This window comes from Haemophilus pittmaniae (genome assembly GCF_900186995.1).
Classification (GTDB): Bacteria; Pseudomonadota; Gammaproteobacteria; order Enterobacterales; family Pasteurellaceae; genus Haemophilus_D; species Haemophilus_D pittmaniae.
The window spans coordinates 1,687,394-1,706,519 of sequence record NZ_LT906463.1; the positions used below are offsets into that span (position 1 = coordinate 1,687,394).

Consider the following 19,126-nt stretch of genomic DNA (forward strand, 5'->3'; position numbering starts at 1 on the left):
ACCCTAATAAAATCAATGGGTTATATTCAACTTTAGGAAAAACTCCGTTCTTCGAGGGGGCGTTTTAAGGGAAATCAGAGGATTAATCCGAACTCGTTATATAAAAAAATCGATAAAGGGGTTACAATCCGTCACCTACATTGTGGATATCGGGATATTTATGGATAAACAAAAATTACTTTTTTCCCTCCTCTTACTCTTACTGCTATTTCTTTGCCTGCTTTCACTTTCGCTCGGGCGATTCTCTATTCCATTGAGCGATACCCTGGAAATTCTGTTGGGGCAACAAGATAACGAGATTCAACGCAATATCATTTTTAATCTACGTTTACCACGTATACTCGCCGCGATTTTGGTCGGCGCCTCCCTAGCTATTGCCGGTGTGGTATATCAAGGTATTTTTCGCAATCCATTGGTTTCACCGGATATTTTAGGGGTATCTAATGGCGCTTGTGTTGGGGCTGCATTAGCGATTTCAATCGGTTCGGGCATGCTGGGTATTCAAGCCTTTGCCTTTGTCGGTGGTTTGATTGCCGTCTTGCTCACCATGAATTTACCACGTTTAATTCAACGCGACTCCACCATTGTTTTAGTGCTTTCCGGCATTATCGTTTCAGGTTTTATGATGGCGACATTAGGCCTCTTGAAATACCTTGCAGATCCCGAAACCCAGCTGGCTGATATTGTGTATTGGCAATTAGGGAGCCTAACCAAATCCAACTACGACAACTTACTCGTACTTTCACCAATCATTTTACTCACCACTCTTGGCTTATTTTTAATGCGTTGGCGCATTAACGTACTTTCCTTGGGCGATCGAGAGGCGAAATTAATTGGGGCAAATATTCGATTAGAGAGAGGTTTAATGGTGGTTTGTGCCACGTTACTGACAGCTTCATCGGTTTGTTTAAGCGGGACGATTGGTTGGCTTGGTTTAGTCATTCCGCATTTAGCGCGACTTTTTATCGGTGATAACAATGTCAAAAGCTTACCGCTTGCCGGACTTATTGGTGCAATATTCTTGCTCGTAATCGATACTCTCGCCCGCAATTTATATATTCAAGAAATTCCGCTCGGCATTCTCACCGGCTTTATCGGTGCACCATTTTTTGCTTGGGTACTGATTAAACAAAAGGTGGTGGACTAATGCTGAAAATCGATGAGCTTTATTATTGGCACAATGTTGAACATTCGCTACTCAATGGTATTGATTTAACCTTACAAAAAGGCGAATTGCTGACTATTCTTGGTGCTAATGGTCGTGGTAAATCAACGTTATTAAACTGTATCGCGGGGCTTTTGAAACCAAAGAGCGGTCAGATTTTGCTGGATAATTGCAAATTAAGCGAAATGAGCAGCAAGCAAATTGCTCAAAAAATTGCTTATGTCTCGCAACACAGCCCACAAACCTATCAATATCGCGTGCGTGATTATGTGGTACTCGGTCGCGCTGCGCATTTAGGTGTTTTTGATAAGCCAAGTGAAGCTGATTTTGCATTAGTTGATGAGGCTTTAAATAAACTTGGCATCAGTCATTTTGCAGACCGAATTTATATGCAAATGAGTGGCGGCGAAAAGCAACTGGTCAATCTTGCGCGTATTTTGGTGCAACAACCGCGACTGATTTTATTTGATGAACCTACTTCGGCATTAGATTACGGCAATGTATTTAAAACCTTAAGCCTAATAAAAGAGCTCTCACTACAAGGCTTTACCATTGTGATGACAACACATAATCCCGATCATCCAATGTTATTGCATAGCACACTACCCAACAGCCGCGTGAGCATCTTAAACGAACACGGCAAATTACAAACAGGTTCGGCACCAGAAATCATTACCGAAGCCAACTTAAAAGCGCTTTATCAAACAGATTTGCGCCTGGTCGATGTGCCATCTCTGCAACGACAAATCTGTGCGATTACCCATTTATAACCCCACTAGAAGGAAATTCATATGTTGAAACATTCTCTAAAAAAAGGCTTAATCGCCCTCTCTCTTGCAGCTTGTTTTGCTATGCCACTACAAGCTAAGATCATAACCGACGTTGAAGGAAACAAAGTTGAATTACCGGATAACGTTCAACGCGTTGCTGATCTTTGGCATGCCAATAACCAAATTGTCTTACTATTAGGCGGTGCCAATAAACTAGTTGGCACGACCACATCTATCGCGGCCAATCCTTGGTATAGCGAAGTGTATCCAAATATCAAAAACGTACCGGTATTAACCAATGGCGAAACCATTCAAACAGAAGAACTGTTAAGTCATAAGCCCGATGCAGTGTTGCTCTCGAAAAAATCCATGTTAACTGAAGTGGAAAAAGCGGGATTAAAAGGCGTGCGTGTAAGTTTCCAAGATTTTGATGGTTTGAAGAAAACCGTACGGATTACCGCTGAAGTTTTAGGTGATAAAGCACCTGAAATTGCAGAAAGCTATATCAAAGAATTAGAAGACAATATTCAATTTGTGGAAAATCGTCTTAAAGGTCTCAAAGATGAAGCGCGCCCTACGGTGTTACATATCACTAAAGGCTCTGACTTATTGATGATTGACGGCGGAAAATCCATGATCGGCGAATGGATTAAATTAGCCGGTGGTAAAAGCGTGTTACCAGATGAAGCCAATATGATCACGGTTACCATGGAAGCTATTTTGCAAGCCAATCCGGATGTGATCATCATTGGCAGCAGCGGCAATAAAGCACAAGCAGCGATAGATAAAATCAAAGGCGATCCGGCATGGCAATCAATAAGTGCGGTCAAAAATAATCGTATTTATGCTAACCCAACCGGCACGTTCCCATGGGATCGCTACAGTGCAGAAGAAGCCTTACAAATTCTTTGGGCGGCTCAACTCTTCCACCCAGAGCAATTTAAAGACTTAAATATGGTCGAAAAAACGCAAGCCTTCTATAAAAAATATTACGGTTATACGTTAAGCAAAGAAAATGCCGAGCAAATCTTGAAAGGCTTAGCACCTCTTAAGTAGTATTTTCATTTGAAGCATTTATCGTTATAATATGCGTTCTTTTTTAACTCAAACATAAGGAAATACTTGATGAAAATTAGTGCAAGAAACCAACTTAAAGGTACTGTAAAATCAATCGAAACTGGTTCTGTGAACGCAATCGTACACATTGATATCGGTAACGGTAACGTAATTTCTTCTACCATCTCTATCGATGCAGTAAAAGAATTAGGTTTAGAAGTGGGTAAAGAAGCTTATGCAATCATCAAAGCAACCTCTGTAATGGTTGGCGTAAACTAATCTAATTTATCGAATGCAACATTCTACATAACCGCGCTTTAAAGCGCGGTTATTTTTTATCTGCAATAAAAAAGTGGCAAGAATAGCTGGTATTTTGGCTGATAATAATCGCAAATAATTAGCAAGCGTATGAATAAACACTTGTTCCAATCCGTCAGAAAATATTGCATTTACACTTGCACTCATAAAACCTTGTCACATTCAAATCCTTAAAACATATAAACAATAAAATCAATATGTTACACTCCATTTTCACAAAAAAACAATAAACCAATAGGGCATTTATATGTCACATTTATAAGTAATAAAAAAGGCAGCCTCAACATCGGCTGCCTTTTCTTTTTTGAAACGAATTAAATTGCAGTATCGAAATATAAATTCACTCGACTTAATTCGGCCATTTTTTTCACATACGCAGCCAATTTCGGTGGGAATGAAATGCCTTTCACACAAGTTAAATTACGTAGGATTGGGAACACCACGATATCTTCCAAGGATAATTGTCCGTTCAACGCCGATTCGCTTTGTAGCAAATCTTCTAAAGCGGCCAAATGTGGTGCTAACTTCTGTAAATATTCTGCAGTTTTTGCAATATTCTCTGCAAAATCGCCCAAGGTTGCGCTTTTCTTGGTAGTGAAATAATCAATGGCGCTTTGGCTGGAAAATTCACCCAATGGCATTTGGGTAAAACGCACAGTCGTTAAATGGCCAATTAAGCCACCTACCGCTTTTAACCAAGCCTCAATTTGCGGACGGATCGCATCCTGCAATAATGGCTCAGCAAATTGACTATCCACATAACGCACGATATCTAAACTTTCCGGCATTGCCGAGCCATCATCTTTGACTAAAATTGGCACCATTTTTTGGCCAACAAGCCCTATTGGCGTAGCATCATCGTCATTCGCTAAAACATGCAGTTGTACGGGGAGATTTTTTAACCCGAAAATCATGCGTGCGCGCACGCAAAACGGGCAATGATCATAAATATAAAGTTGCATAAAGCCTCCTAGTTCTCCATTAATAATTTTGCTAAACCACTTTGCCGCTCAGTAGAATGCCCTACCGCCTGATTCCAAATCGTCGTCTTGGCAAAGGCTGAAAATGCGTTTTTGGCACGGGTTACTCCGGTAAAAATCAATTCACGCGATAACACCGGATTCATTTCATTTGGCAATGCCAAATAACAATGTTCAAATTCCGAGCCCTGTGATTTATGAATCGTCATAACAAAAACCGCCTCATGGGCTGGAATACGCCCAATTGCCACAGCCCGATTAGCAAACCAAACTTTGCCTGGGGTAAGGCACAGGCCGATATCGCCGTTATACAGTTTTACGTTGTGGTCGTTTTCGGTCACCATAATTGGCTTACCTAAATACCAATCTTGCTCGCTGCCAAAATATAATAAACGGGCTTGTTTCAAGGCCAGTGCAATTGCCTGATTTAATTTTTCCACCCCCAATTCACCGCCACGTAAGGCCGCTAAAAAACGTACACGATTAAAATCACGCTGCACATCTTCGGCAAAAGTGACCGGATTACCACGTTCATCCTGATAAGCGATAGCACTAAAATCAACATTCTGTTTTTGATAGTCATGCCATTTATTAAGAAAACGCCGATATTCCTCTACAGACAAACGGACAATACGCTGTAATTGAGCTGTTTCATCCAGTTCATCACCCGCATAAAAATGTAATTCCTGCGGGAATTCATTAAAAGTGGCTAAGGAAGCGCCCCCTTTGCCTAGTTGAATTTGCTCGGCTAAGGTTTTAATTCCTGAATCATCACGAAACCGGCGGCTGATTTTTAAATGACACAGACTATCACGCAACCAATGGGGATTATCCGATGGCAAACTGACTTGGCTTACTTGCCGCAAATAATCAGCTTGCGCATGGGTCACATCAAAGCGTAAAAACTGCGCTAACTCCCCTAACACCGCACCGGCTTCAACGGAAGAAAGCTGATCCTGATCGCCCAATAAAATTAAACGGGTATTGGGTTTTAATGCAGAGAGTAATTTTGCCATCATAGGCAAATCAATCATGGATGTTTCATCCACCACCAGTAGATCAATAGGTAGCGGATTTTGCGCATGATAGCGCGTATCATCACTTAACGGACGAACCCCCAATAATCGATGGATGGTTTCCGCCGTTTTCGGCATAGCGGCCAATAATTCTTTACTTAACGGCTGTTGCTGTTCAATAAATGCCAAGGCATTTTGCAGGGATTCCGTCATACGGGCAGCCGCTTTGCCCGTTGGCGCAGCCAATTTGATATGTAATTTATGTTGGTAGAGCGCCTGCAGTACCAATAACAAACGGGTAACCGTGGTCGTTTTACCGGTTCCCGGGCCACCGGTGATCACACAAAATGGCGCTTTAATTGCCGTAGCCACGGCGATTTTTTGCCAATCGATATCATCACTCGCTGGAAAATAGCGTGTCAATTGCTGCTGAATTTGCTCATTGGAAAATGGCATTTCCGCAGCCGATTTGGCTTGTTGGCGAATATAGCGTGCGATACGTTGTTCATCGTCCCAGGCTCGATAAAAATATAGTGCATCAAATTGCAATACCAAAGGCGCGCCCTGTTGCTCTGGCATATCGGTAAAAGCAAGGTGATTTTGTAGAACTTGCGACCATTGTGCAGCCGGCAAACAAGCAATTTTTTGATTGATTTGGCTAAGTAAATCGTTGCCGTTGGCTCGATATGCCAAGCCAAACCAATTACGACTTAATTGATCGCTTAAATAGCAACAGGTATCACCTTGGTTATAGCGCCAACTGCAAAATGTTGCCAATAACACAGCTAAATTCGCGGTACTGGCCGGATACTGATATGCCGCCTGTTTATCGGCAATCAACTTGCCAAAATAATACTCACCCAGGCTAATAATGCCCTGCTGTTGTAATTCTTTTAAAATCGCCAGCATTAAAACACCTCCTCCAGCGCCGCCATTAATGCCGGGCTCGGTTTATCAAAGAAAATTCCGCCTTGCGGCTGACCATCCATACCACGTAGGAAAGCATAAAGCACGCCACCGAAATGCTGTTCATAGGAATATTGCGGATCGCGTTCCCGTAGGTAACGATTCAGCGCAACACAATAGAGCAAATATTGCCAATCATAATGCTGTGCACAGATAGTTTGAATTAACTGTTCCTTCCCATAGGCGCTTGCCGTTTCTCCCAAGAAATTCGATTTATAATCCAACAAATAATAACGCCCCTGATATCGAAACACTAAATCCATAGTACCGCGTAACATGCCGCGTATCTGCTCAAAAACTAAAGGTTCACTAGACAAATGATGATGCGCTTTTAACGCCTGATTAAAGGCATTTGCATCAAAATCCTGTCGAATATTGATATAAAAACCCAATTCTTTAAGGCAATCCTTATCTTGAATTTGTGACAAACATAGCGCATCCTCAGCGAATAACGGCGTATTGACAATATTTCCCAGCCAACGGCTCATCGAGGTAATATTTTCCTCATCTAAACGCAACATTCGGCAGAGTTTTTCCGCCGCAATATCAGTCGGCCATTGCGCAAATTCGGTGACTTCCGCAAAACGGTGAATTTGTGTACCAAATTGACGACCGCGCGGTAGGCTATTTAACCATTGCTGATGTTCATCTAAAGGTGCTATTTCCGTGAGAGGTTCTGTTAAATCTGTTGATGAAGCATCCTCATAATCCGTCGCATCCATACCGAAATCAAAGGCGGAATTGCGATTTTCCTGCAAATATACATGGCGTAAATGACCTTGCTCCAAGGCGCTAAAACTGATGATATGCCAATTTTGTTCAATGTGCCCTTCAAAGACTCGCGCGCTTAAGGCCTTATTCTCGGCTTTTTGTACAATCGGAGGAGTAGCCTGCAATGTTGATGCCTCTTGGATCTGCACCTCCTGCTCCTGTCCTCGGGCAAATTGCGCGACTAACTCGGCACTCGAATATGTCTGGGATAATTGCTGTTGTGTAGCGATTTCCCCTTGGGTCAGGGTATATAACAAGGCATTCCATTTATCCGTGAAAGTAGCCGGTAAGGTTAAGAGCATTTGGTACTTGGCACGGGTTAAGGCCACATACAGCAATCGTAATTCCTCAGCAAACAACTCTTCGGCTAATTCTTGTTGGTGCTGATTTTGCATATCCCAACAAATTTGTTCTTTGCCCTTGTCGTAATATAAATGCAAACCATTTTTTGAAATGGTTCGCGCTGGCCGCCATAAAAACGGTAAACAAACCAAATCGTATTCCAAACCTTTGGATTTATGCACGGAAACAATCTTGACCAATTGTCGTTCACTTTCCAGACGAATTTGCGCTTCTTGACGACCATCGTCACGAATTTGTTTTTCAAACCAATGTAGCAGTGCCGCTGCACTTTCTTGTAATGCGGCAGCCTGTTGTAATAGCTCAGCCAAATGTAATAAATCGGTCAATTGCCGTTCCCCATCGGGACGCGCCAATAATCGTTCACAAATATGCTCACGCAATAACAATTGCTGCAACATGGCCAAAATCCCCTGACGTTGCCACAACCGCTGATAATAGCTAAAAGCATCGGCCCATTTCTGCCATTGATTTTCATCCTGATGGATCTGGCGAATTTCCGCCGCATTTAACGCAAATAGAGCCGTACCAATCGCGTTTAAAATACTACGCTCCCCCACATCCAAACAGGCCTTTAAAATTAGCGCCAATTGCGCTGCTACTGGACTATCAAAAACACTACTTTGTTCGGATAAATAAACCGATGCTACACCTAATTTTTGCAATTCGCTTTTTATCCAGCCAGCTTCATATCTATCACGCACCAAAACCGCAATATTTTCCGCTAATAACGGCTTGTCAACGAAATGAGCTTGCCCTTCAGCCGCCGCATTAAGCCATTGCTGAATGGCAATCGCGGTGGCGCGGGCATGTTCCATAGCATCATCGCTATCGCTTATATAACAACGCAACGCCGGCTCTTGTGCCCCTCGCAAGGTAAAGCGTGCCACATCATCGCGTGCAGAAACCGGTAAAAAACGAATGGAAGGATAAATAAAGGGCGCATTAGGAAAATCAAATAAACGGTTTACCGCTTGCACTAAATGGGCTTCGGAACGATAGTTTTTACCTAAATTAAAGCACGCATCGGCCTCCTTTGCGGCAGCTAAATAAGTAAAAATATCGGCACCACGGAAACGATAAATTGCCTGCTTCGGATCGCCTATCATCATAAACCCACCCGCGATTTTTTCATCCTGCGGTTTTTCACGATAAATTTTGGAAAAAATCGCATATTGACGGCCATCGGTATCTTGGAATTCATCAATCATAGCAAACGGATATTGGCGGCGAATTAAGGCTGCCAGCTCCTTGCCATGGGCGGCCTCAAGCGCTTCCTGTAATAATCGCAACAAATCATCAAAGCCTTTTTCCACATGCTTGGTACGATATTCCAATAGTCCGCGATTGAGGGCATTTAGATAATGATATTGCAACCCTTTTTGTAAAAAATCTATTGTGGGCAAAGCAGCTAATTTTGCTTCCAAATCGGCAAAAACCTGATGTTCGAGGGGCATCGCGCCTTCTTCCGCGTACTGTGCCAAAGCGCTTTGAGTAAAACGCTCCGGCAGTTTTTTTGCTACTTGCCATTGATTTTCATCCTGCGCCCAAGCATTAACTTCGGATACCCATTTAGTGACTAAATTTCTTTTATAACTTTGACGATTAAGGGATTTGGCTTCGCCCCCCGAGTATTTTTTGGCTAACTCCTGCTCAAGGATTTGCTCAATCAAATTACTCTGAGCCAACCAAAAGTGTTTTATCTCCTGAAGGGATTGCTCGTAATCGGCCAATTTCGGCAAAAATTCCGCCATACTCTCACCCAATGCTTGAGCTTGAGCATCATTTACAACTAATTGCCGCCCAATGTGTGGTTTTAACACCGCTAAAAGCGATTCAGGTGAACCCAACAGATCGGCAATCATGGCACTATGCCGTACCGATAAATGATAAAAATAACGCCGCCACAGTTCTTCGGCTAATTGACGATATAAATCCGATGAATCCTTAACTAATTGCAAATTGAAATGCACCCCGGAATAAAATGCATGTTGCATTAACATTCGGCGACAAAAACCATGAATCGTAAAAATCGCCGCCAAATCCAAATTTTGCAACGCCTCTTCCAAGCGCCGAATCCCCTCGTTGACATTCTCAAGGCTCGCAATCAATGGAGTTAAAAAGGGATCTTGCGGCAGGTTATCTGATGTTGCTTGGTAAGCCTGCAAGAAAGCCAAGGCTTCCATCAGCCGTTCACGAATTTTTCGTTTGAGATCTTGGGTAGCAATCTCCGTAAAGGTCACCACCAAAATTTCCTCAACCTTGCGTTTTTCCTGTAATAACAAACGAAGATAAAGGGAACCTATCGTGTAGGTTTTCCCTGTACCGGCGGAGGCTTCGATAAGATTGGTTTGATTTAAGGGTAATTCGAGAGGATTTAATGGATTCATTGGGGATTCACAGTCACAAAATTTACCGCTTATTTTAGGGATTTTCCCGCCCCTTGGCAAAACGCCCCATTAAAAATAAAAGCTTTTGCCAAAATACCACGCAAGTCATTGATTTTATTAGGAAATGTTTAAAAATGGATTTTAGTGAAAAATTTATTACCAGAAATGCTTTTACATTTTCAGAAAGCGCGATAAATGCGCTAGAATGAGCGCCATTTTCAAATCAGAAATTGATGCAGATTCAATGGGCTATGTCTAGCCTAAAAAATAAGAGGATTTTATGGCAGCAGCAATTCAACAACGCGCAGAACTTCAACGCCGTATTTGGCAAATCGCTAATGATGTACGCGGTTCCGTCGATGGTTGGGATTTTAAACAGTATGTTTTGGGTACGCTTTTCTATCGTTTTATCAGCGAAAACTTTGCTAACTATATTGAAGGTGGCGATGATAGCGTTGATTATTCTACTTTTAATGATGACGCCCCTATTATTGCAGCGATCAAAGAAGACACCATCAAAGCAAAAGGTTACTTCATTTATCCAAGCCAGCTATTTAAAAATGTCGTGGCAACAGCCAATACTAATCCGAATTTAAATACAGACCTAAAAAGTATTTTTACAGATATTGAAAACTCCGCTACTGGCTACCCTTCCGAACAGGATATCAAAGGTTTATTTGCTGATTTTGATACCACCAGCAACCGCTTGGGCAATACCGTTGCCGATAAAAACAGCCGTCTAGCTGCTGTATTAAAAGGCGTTGCCGAGTTAGATTTTGGTGACTTTGAAGATAATCATATTGATTTATTCGGCGATGCTTACGAATTTTTAATTTCCAACTATGCCGCTAATGCCGGTAAATCAGGTGGCGAGTTCTTTACACCACAATGCGTTTCCAAGCTAATTGCTCGACTGGCTTTATATGGACAAGATAAGGTCAATAAAATTTACGACCCAGCGGCGGGTTCTGGTTCTTTATTATTGCAAGCAAAAAAACAATTTGATGAACACATTATTGAAGAAGGATTCTTCGGGCAGGAAATTAATCACACCACTTACAACCTTGCTCGTATGAATATGTTTTTGCATAACATCAACTACGACAAGTTTGATATCGCCCTTGGCAACACCTTAATGAATCCGCAATTTGGTGAGGATAAACCCTTCGATGCTATCGTTTCTAACCCACCTTACTCCGTGAAATGGATTGGCTCAGACGATCCGACGTTAATTAACGATGAACGCTTCGCCCCAGCTGGTGTGCTTGCACCGAAATCCAAAGCGGATTTTGCCTTTATTTTGCACGCATTGAGCTATCTTTCAGCAAAAGGTCGTGCGGCGATTGTCTCCTTCCCCGGCATTTTTTATCGCGGCGGTGCGGAGCAAAAAATTCGTCAATATTTGGTGGATAATAACTATGTAGAAACGGTAATTGCCTTAGCGCCCAATCTCTTTTTCGGCACCAGTATTGCGGTGAATATTTTGGTGCTTTCCAAACATAAACCCGATACCCAAACCCAATTTATTGATGCCAGCGGTTTATTTAAATCCGCCACCAATAATAACCTTTTGGAAGAGGAGCATATTGAGCAAATTCTCAAACTGTTTGCCGATAAAGAAGATGTCCCGCATTTAGCCAAATCCGTGTCCTTTGAAGAAATCGTTAACAATGAATACAACCTTGCGGTGAGTTCTTATGTAGAACAAGAAGACACCCGAGAAGTGATTGATATCGATAAACTCAACGCAGAAATTAAACAAACTGTTGCCAATATCGACCGCTTACGTGCTGAAATTGACAAAATTGTGGCGGAGATTGAGGGATAAAATGTAGGGTGGGCTTTAGCCCACCAATTTACGATAACTGGCGGTGGGCTGAAGCCCACCCTACGAGGAACAACAAAAAATACCATGAAAAACAACCGCACTTTTTTAGAAAAATTATTGGATGGGGCTGAGGTTGAGTGGAAGCCTTTAATTAAAGTAGCATCTTTGACAAGAGGGAGAGTTATATCAAAGGAGTATTTAGCTGATAATTTAGGTGATTATCCGGTATATAGTTCTCAAACTGTCAATAATGGTGAAATTGGAAAAATAAACTCATTCGACTTCGATGGAGAATTTGTTAGTTGGACTACTGATGGTGCTAATGCAGGAACAGTATTTTATCGGTCAGGAAAATTCTCAATCACAAATGTTTGTGGCTTGATAAAAATTCAAAATAACCTTGAACTAAACTATAAATTTTTATTTTATTGGCTCTCAATTGAAGCAAAGAATCATGTTTATTCAGGTATGGGAAATCCCAAACTAATGAGCCACCAGATGGAAAAAATCCTAATCCCCATCCCCCCACTCCCCGTCCAAACCGAAATCGTAAAAATTTTGGACGCATTGACAGCGCTTACCAGCGAGCTTACCAGCGAGCTTATACTACGCCGGAAGCAGTATGAATACTATCGGGAGAAATTGTTATCTTTCGATAGTTTAGAGCAATTAAATATGGGGGGGGCGAAGAAGAAACTTATTGATGTGGCAATTTATGCAAAAGTACGCATCTTGGCTGATAAGTTGGATAAAGAAAATTATGTAGGTGTAGAAAATTTACTTCAAAACAAACTCGGTAAAACAAGCTCCAATTATGTACCAACTGATGGTGCGTTTATTGAGTATCTTCCTAATGATATTTTGATTGGAAATATTCGTCCCTATTTAAGAAAAATTTGGCTATCGGATCGAAAAGGAGGAACAAATGGAGATGTGTTAGTTATACGCTTAACAGACGAAAACATTCTTCCTCGCTATCTTTATCATATATTGGCAAATGAACATTTCTTTGAATACAACGTTAAATATTCAAAAGGTGCCAAAATGCCTCGAGGAGATAAAGCTGCAATTTTACAATATGAGTTTGACGTACCTACATTCGAACAACAGCAACGTATCATTTCAATCTTAGATAAATTTGAAACTTTAACCAATTCCATCACCGAAGGCTTGCCGCTGGCGATTGAACAAAGCCAAAAGAGGTATGAGTATTACAGGGAATTGTTATTGAATTTCTCGTAACCCGTAGGGTGGGCTTCAGCCCACCAATTAACAATCATAAATAAAACGGTGGGCTAAAGCCCACCCTACAAAACGCACTAACTCCATCACCGAAGGCTTGCCTTTAGCGATTGAGCAAAGCCAAAAGCGGTATGAATATTACAGGGAATTATTATTAAATTTCTCGTAACCGTAGGGTGGGCTTCAGCCCACCAATTAACAATCATAAATAAGACGGTGGGCTAAAGCCCACCCTACAAAACTACAATTTGGAATAATATATGCCTAATTATCGCCGCGATTTTACTAAAGGTGGATTGTATTTTTTCACAATTGTTTTACAAGATAGGGCAAAATCTTATCTAACTGACTATATCAATGAATTTAGATCTGCATATAAACAAACTTGTGAACATTATCCATTCGAAACAGTAGCAATTTGTATTTTGCCCGATCATATTCATTTACTGATGCAATTACCTGAAAATGATGATAATTACGCAATACGTATCGCATATTTAAAAACACAATTTACACGACAACTTCCCAAAGAATGCCGACAATTTAATAAAAATAGACAAAAATATCGAGAATCAGGTATTTGGCAACGCCGATTTTGGGAGCATTTAATTCGTGATGATAAAGATTTGGCGAATCATTTGGATTATATTTATTACAATCCTGTGAAACACGGCTATGTTGAGGTAGTAAAAGATTGGCCGTATTCTTCCTTCCATCGTGATGTGAAAGCAGAGATCTATCCTGAAGATTGGGGAGGCAACCCAGATTTGAAAATTAAAGGCGATATATAACAATACCGTAGGATGGGCTTCAGCCCACCAATTAACAAATAAATAAAACGGTGGGCTTTAGCCCACCCTACAAATTTGAGAAGAAATAATGAACGACTTAATCATCTACAACACCGATGACGGCAAATCCCACGTTGCTTTATTAGTTGTTGAAAATGAGGCCTGGCTAACCCAAAATCAGCTTTCCGAACTTTTTGACACCTCTGTACCAAATATAACCACTCATATAAAAAATATATTACAAGACAAAGAGTTAGATGAGTTTTCAGTTATTAAGGATTACTTAATAACTGCCCAGAATGGTAAGCAATATCAGGCAAAAACATTGTAAATAGATACTGAAGATTTAGAAAGTTTAGAAAACTGGCAAAAAGATCTGAAAAAGCAAAAGAATTAAGGAACCCTTATGACCCAATATAAAACCATCGCCGAATCCAATAATTTTATCGTTTTAGATCAATATAATAAGTTTGTTGAAGAGCCTAATGCTGGTTACCAAACGGAAGGGAGACTTGAGCGTGAATTTATTCGTGATTTACAAGCGCAAGGCTATGAGTATTTGCAGGGTCTCAATAATCATGATGATTTGGTTAAAAATTTACGAGCGCAATTACAACGATTGAATAATGTAGTTTTCTCTGATGCGGAATGGCGACGTTTTTTAGAAGAATATTTAGATAAACCGAGCGATAGTCTAATCGAGAAAACCCGTAAAATTCATGATGACTATATTTATGATTTTGTGTTTGATGATGGACACATTCAGAATATTTATCTGCTAGATAAGAAAAATCTTGCCAATAATGCCCTGCAAGTTATCAATCAATTTGAACAAACCGGCAGCTATGACAATCGTTATGATGTGACGATTTTGGTCAATGGTTTACCGCTTGTGCATATCGAACTGAAAAAACGCGGTGTGGCTATTCGTGAAGCCTTTAATCAAATTCACCGCTACAGCAAAGAAAGTTTCAATAAAGAAAATTCTCTCTTTAAATATATTCAGATTTTTGTCATTTCTAATGGCACGGATACCCGTTATTTTGCCAATACCACCAAACGCGATAAGAACAGCTACGACTTCACAATGAATTGGGCTACGGCAAAAAATACTCTGATTAAAGATTTAAAGGATTTTACGGCGACATTCTTGCAAAAACATACCCTGCTTAATGTGTTGGTAAATTACTGCGTGTTTGATGTTTCTAACACCCTATTGATTATGCGCCCCTATCAAATAGCCGCCACCGAGCGTATTTTATGGAAAATTAAAAGTTCATATCAGGCGAAAAATTGGAGCAATAAAGAAAGTGGTGGCTACATTTGGCACACCACCGGCTCAGGTAAAACGCTTACCAGCTTTAAAGCTGCACGCCTTGCAACGGAATTAGACTTTATTGAAAAAGTATTCTTCGTGGTTGATAGAAAGGATTTGGACTATCAAACCATGAAAGAATACCAACGCTTTTCACCAGATAGCGTGAATGGTTCGGAAAGTACGGCGGGGCTAAAACGCAATATCGAAAAGGACGACAATAAGATCATTGTTACCACCATTCAAAAGCTCAACAACCTGATGAAATCGGAAGATAAGTTACCGATTTACGATAAACAGGTCGTGTTTATCTTTGATGAATGCCATCGTTCTCAATTTGGTGAAGCACAAAAAAATCTAACAAGAAAATTCAAAAAATACTATCAATTTGGTTTTACTGGCACACCGATTTTTGGCGATGACATTATTGATGGAAAATTAATTCGTAAAGGTAACGCCCTAGGTGCGGAAACTACAGAAAGCGTGTTTGGAATCCAACTCCACTCTTACATTATCACCGATGCGATTCGTGACGAAAAAGTGCTGAAATTTAAAGTGGATTACAATGATGTTCGGCCACAATTCAAGAGTATTGAAACCGAAAAAAATCTTGAAGCGCTAACAAAACTCGAGAAAAAACAAGCCTTTTTACAACCTAAACGTATTGAGCAAATTGCCCAATATGTTCTAGATAATTTCAAACAAAAGACCCATCGCTTTAATGCCGGTAACAATGGCTTTAATGCCATGTTTGCGGTAAGTAGTGTGGATGCGGCCAAAGTTTACTACCAAACTTTTAAACGTTTACAAAGCACAGTTCCAAATCCGCTGAAGATTGCAACGATCTTCTCTTTTGCGGCAAACGAAGAACAAGATGCGATTGGCGATATTGTCGATGAAAGTTTTGAAGTGGAGGCAATGAACTCCTCTGCTAAGGAATTTTTAAAATCTGCCATTGATGATTACAACGGCTATTTTGCGACAAGCTATGATGTGGATGGTAAATCGTTCCAAAACTACTATCGTGATCTCGCCAAACGCGTCAAAAACAAAGAGGTGGATTTACTGATTGTCGTTGGAATGTTTTTAACCGGTTTTGATGCGCCAACCTTAAACACGTTATTTGTGGATAAAAATCTTCGTTACCATGGTTTGATTCAAGCTTATTCTCGTACAAATCGCATTTACAACAGCACCAAAAGTTTCGGCAACATTGTAACCTTCCGCGACTTGGAACAAGATACCATTGATGCGATTACCCTTTTCGGTAAATCCAATACGCGCAATGTCGTTTTGGAAAAAAGTTACCAAGAATATATGGAAGGCTTTACCGATTCGGGTGTGGCCCGTCGTGGGTATTTAGAGGTTATTGCTGAATTGCAAGAACGCTTCCCGGATCCTGATGAAATTCAAACGGAAAAAGACAAAAAAGACTTTGTGAAATTATTTGGTGAATATTTGCGAGTTGAAAATATTCTGCAAAACTACGATGAGTTCGCTGCTTTGCAGGCATTTCAAGCGCTCGATACCAGCGATGCAAAAGCCGTTGAAGCCTTTAAAGAAAAATATTATTTAACGGACGAAGCTTTTGCTGAAATGCAACCTATTGATATGCCAAGCGAACGTAGCATTCAAAATTACCGTTCGACATACAACGATATTCGGGATTGGCTCCGTCGTCAAAAAGATGGCGAGGAAAAAGCAAAATCGACCATTGATTGGGATGATGTGGTGTTTGAAGTGGATTTATTAAAATCCCAAGAAATCAATCTGGATTACATCTTAGAATTGATTTTTGAACACAACAAGAAAATGAAAAATAAAGCTGAGCTGATTGATGAAATTCGAACCACTATCCGAGCGAGTCTAGGTAATCGAGCCAAAGAAGGTCTGATCGTAGATTTTATCAATCAAACTGACTTAGATAGCATTGTCGATAAAGCCGGTATTATTGAATCCTTCTTCCAATTTGCCCAAAAAGAGCAACAGAAAGAAGCTGACGAATTAATTAGCAGTGAAGGCCTGAATATTGATGCCGCGAAGCGCTATATTAACGTGTCCTTAAAACGCGGATATGCTAGCGAACAAGGTACGGATTTAAATGATACCCTACCGAAAATGAGTCCTCTTAATCCGCAATATCTCACGAAAAAACAAAGCATTTTCCAAAAGATCGTTGCCTTTGTTGAGAAGTTTGTTGGGATTGGTGGAGCGGTTTAGCTTAAAACGCCCCATTAAAAATAAAAGTTTTTGCCAAAATATCACGTAAGTCATTGATTTTATCAGTAATAATTTAAAAATGGATTTTATCGGGTTTAAATGCCGATTTTGGCCATAAGCCGTGGAGGCTTGGGTGGGGAAAGTAAATAAAAAAGGTGCAATCTTTCGATTAGCACCTTTTTTATTGTTCTGCGTTTGGGATTAGAAAGTTAATACTTTATCGGCCCATAATGTCCATTCGGAGACATCGTCTAAAGTACCGAGGGTAACGCCATCGATTAATTTAGCATCTAATAAACCACGAGCTTTTACGCAGCTGGTGCAAAGTTTAATTTCAGCACCTTGTGCCGCTAAAATATCGATAAGTTGTTGGATATTGAACCCTTCATTTGGATTTTGTCCTGCGATACCGCATAAAATCGCATCAGAAAAGCAAAATAATTTGATATTTACATCCTTGCTGTGCTCTTCTTTCATATTAATAGCGAAACGAACCGCATTGAAGGTTTTTTCTCCACTGTATGTGGAATCATTGACGATAAAAAGAATATTTTGCATAACGCACTCCTTGTTGCAATGCTATAAAAAATGAAGGCGTAATAAATTACGCCTCTATGAAATTAGCCAACCCAAACGAATTTGGCTACAAACAATAAAGACACCACCCACACCGGGGCGTTGACCTCGCGTATTCTACCCGTACCTACCTTCATCACGCAATAGCTAATAAAGCCAAAGGCAATCCCTTCAGTGATGGAATAGGTAAATGGCATCATGGCCGCGGTGATAAAGGCCGGAGTGGCTTCAGTTAAATCTTCCCAGCTCACACGAATAAGACTGGATGCCATTAAAATCCCTACATACACCAATGCTCCGGCTGTTGCATAAGCCGGTACCACACTAGCAAGCGGAGAAAAGAAAATCGTGAGTAAGAATAAGACACCGACTGTAACAGCCGTTAAACCGGTTCTACCGCCAACGGAAACGCCGGCGCCACTTTCGATATAGGTACTGATAGCCGATGTGCCGATGTAAGAACCCACTACTGCACTGACACTATCCACATACAGGGCCTGTTTCATTTTCGGGAAACGGCCTTTTTCATCGCTGAAACCGGCTTTATCGGTAACGCCCAGCAAAGTGCCCGATGAGTCAAATAGATTCACCAGTAGGAAGGAGAAAATAATGCCAAGCAAAGCTGTATCTAACGCGCCGGCAATATCCACTTTACCCACGACCGCGCCTAGACTTGGCGGCATAGAAACAATGCCTTGGAACATGACTTGATCATCAACTAAAAGCGCTAATCCAGTCACTACCGCAATAGAAATTAATACACCGGAAAAAATATTGCGGGCGGCTAAGACCACGATAATGAAAAAGCCTAATACACCAAGCAAGACTTTCGGATCATGTAAATTGCCTAACGCAACCAAGGTCGCCGGATTGGCTACAACCAATCCCATATTTTTAAAGCCAATTAACGCAATAAAAAAGCCGATACCGGCACCAATTCCCACCCGTAGTGAAAGCGGAATGGAAGCCATAAGCCAATAACGGATTTGGAATAAGGTTAACACGAATAAACCGATAGAGCCCCAGAAAATAGTGCCCATGCCCACTTCCCATGAATATCCCAGCTTGCCGACAACTACATAAGCGAAGAACGCATTTAGCCCCATGGCGGGTGCGAGAGCAATCGGTAAATTACTGAATAAGCCCATGGCGATAGTGCCTAGTGCGGCAATTAAACAGGTGGTGACGAACACGACCTGTTTATCCATGCCGGCATCGCCTAATACGGATGGATTCACAAATACGATATACACCATTGTAAAAAAGGTGGTGATACCGGCGATAATTTCAGTTTTAGTAGTACTGCCCTTTTCTTTAATTGAAAAAAGCCGTTCAAGTAACGATTGTTGCATTGGTTTTCCC

General features: G+C 40.9%; 13 protein-coding genes and 2 pseudogenes. 10 read left to right on the top strand and 5 right to left on the bottom strand.

All coding sequences use genetic code 11. The features are described from left to right. Window positions 1–160 precede the first annotated feature (160 nt). From CKV74_RS08165 to CKV74_RS08180, 4 genes are all read left to right on the top strand, one after another. Window positions 161–1,147: a FecCD family ABC transporter permease gene (locus tag CKV74_RS08165; protein ID WP_007243556.1), complete on the top strand. Its 987-nt coding sequence runs from the start codon at window positions 161–163 to the stop codon at window positions 1,145–1,147. Further along, complete coding sequence (locus tag CKV74_RS08170; protein WP_007243591.1) at window positions 1,147–1,935, top strand: ABC transporter ATP-binding protein; 789 nt, start codon at window positions 1,147–1,149, stop codon at window positions 1,933–1,935. The genes CKV74_RS08165 and CKV74_RS08170 overlap by 1 nt, the downstream gene beginning before the upstream one ends. A gap of 21 nt (window positions 1,936–1,956) precedes the next feature. Beyond that, the gene (locus tag CKV74_RS08175; RefSeq protein WP_007243614.1) at window positions 1,957–2,991 is read left to right on the top strand and encodes an ABC transporter substrate-binding protein; all 1,035 of its coding nucleotides are present in this window, start codon (window positions 1,957–1,959) and stop codon (window positions 2,989–2,991) included. Window positions 2,992–3,060: 69 nt separating this feature from the next. Then, the gene (locus CKV74_RS08180) at window positions 3,061–3,270 is read left to right on the top strand and encodes a TOBE domain-containing protein (protein ID WP_007243633.1); all 210 of its coding nucleotides are present in this window, start codon (window positions 3,061–3,063) and stop codon (window positions 3,268–3,270) included. Between the two features lie 353 nt (window positions 3,271–3,623). Here the strand turns inward: CKV74_RS08180 and grxB are convergent, their stop codons facing one another. The 3 genes from grxB to recB are packed head-to-tail and all read right to left on the bottom strand — an operon-like array spanning window position 3,624 to window position 9,792. Beyond that, window positions 3,624–4,271, bottom strand: coding sequence for a glutaredoxin 2 (gene grxB / locus CKV74_RS08185; protein ID WP_007243571.1), 648 nt, complete (start codon window positions 4,269–4,271; stop codon window positions 3,624–3,626). Window positions 4,272–4,279: 8 nt separating this feature from the next. Beyond that, complete coding sequence (gene recD / locus CKV74_RS08190) at window positions 4,280–6,214, bottom strand: exodeoxyribonuclease V subunit alpha (RefSeq protein WP_007243603.1); 1,935 nt, start codon at window positions 6,212–6,214, stop codon at window positions 4,280–4,282. Beyond that, a complete protein-coding gene (gene recB, locus CKV74_RS08195) occupies window positions 6,214–9,792 on the bottom strand; it encodes an exodeoxyribonuclease V subunit beta (RefSeq protein ID WP_095176992.1) in 3,579 nt (1,192 codons plus the stop codon). The genes recD and recB overlap by 1 nt, the downstream gene beginning before the upstream one ends. Window positions 9,793–10,072: 280 nt before the next feature. Between recB and CKV74_RS08200 the strand changes: the two genes are divergently transcribed. From CKV74_RS08200 to CKV74_RS08225, 6 genes and pseudogenes are all read left to right on the top strand, one after another. Further along, on the top strand, window positions 10,073–11,620 hold the full coding sequence (locus tag CKV74_RS08200) for a type I restriction-modification system subunit M (protein ID WP_095176993.1): 1,548 nt from the start codon (window positions 10,073–10,075) through the stop codon (window positions 11,618–11,620). 84 nt (window positions 11,621–11,704) lie between these two features. Further along, window positions 11,705–12,862, top strand: coding sequence for a restriction endonuclease subunit S (locus CKV74_RS08205; protein WP_095176994.1), 1,158 nt, complete (start codon window positions 11,705–11,707; stop codon window positions 12,860–12,862). A 76-nt stretch (window positions 12,863–12,938) separates the two neighbouring features. After that, window positions 12,939–13,031, top strand: a pseudogene (locus CKV74_RS10665) (restriction endonuclease subunit S); the annotation flags it as partial. A 91-nt stretch (window positions 13,032–13,122) separates the two neighbouring features. Further along, the gene (locus CKV74_RS08215; protein WP_007243643.1) at window positions 13,123–13,653 is read left to right on the top strand and encodes an REP-associated tyrosine transposase; all 531 of its coding nucleotides are present in this window, start codon (window positions 13,123–13,125) and stop codon (window positions 13,651–13,653) included. Window positions 13,654–13,741: 88 nt separating this feature from the next. Further along, window positions 13,742–13,975 (top strand): annotated as a pseudogene (locus tag CKV74_RS08220) (hydroxyacid dehydrogenase); the annotation flags it as partial. A gap of 84 nt (window positions 13,976–14,059) precedes the next feature. Continuing rightward, entirely contained in the window at window positions 14,060–17,188 is a 3,129-nt protein-coding gene (locus tag CKV74_RS08225) for a type I restriction endonuclease subunit R (RefSeq protein WP_095176995.1), read from the top strand. A 201-nt stretch (window positions 17,189–17,389) separates the two neighbouring features. On the opposite strand, the gene CKV74_RS08230 is transcribed toward CKV74_RS08225, so the two are convergent. Together CKV74_RS08230 and CKV74_RS08235 are read right to left on the bottom strand one after the other, a co-directional pair. Further along, complete coding sequence (locus tag CKV74_RS08230) at window positions 17,390–17,746, bottom strand: DsrE/DsrF/TusD sulfur relay family protein (protein ID WP_005696059.1); 357 nt, start codon at window positions 17,744–17,746, stop codon at window positions 17,390–17,392. A gap of 62 nt (window positions 17,747–17,808) precedes the next feature. Further along, window positions 17,809–19,116, bottom strand: a complete 1,308-nt coding sequence (locus tag CKV74_RS08235; protein ID WP_007243628.1) for an NCS2 family permease — start codon at window positions 19,114–19,116, stop codon at window positions 17,809–17,811. Between the last annotated feature and the right edge of the window lie 10 nt (window positions 19,117–19,126).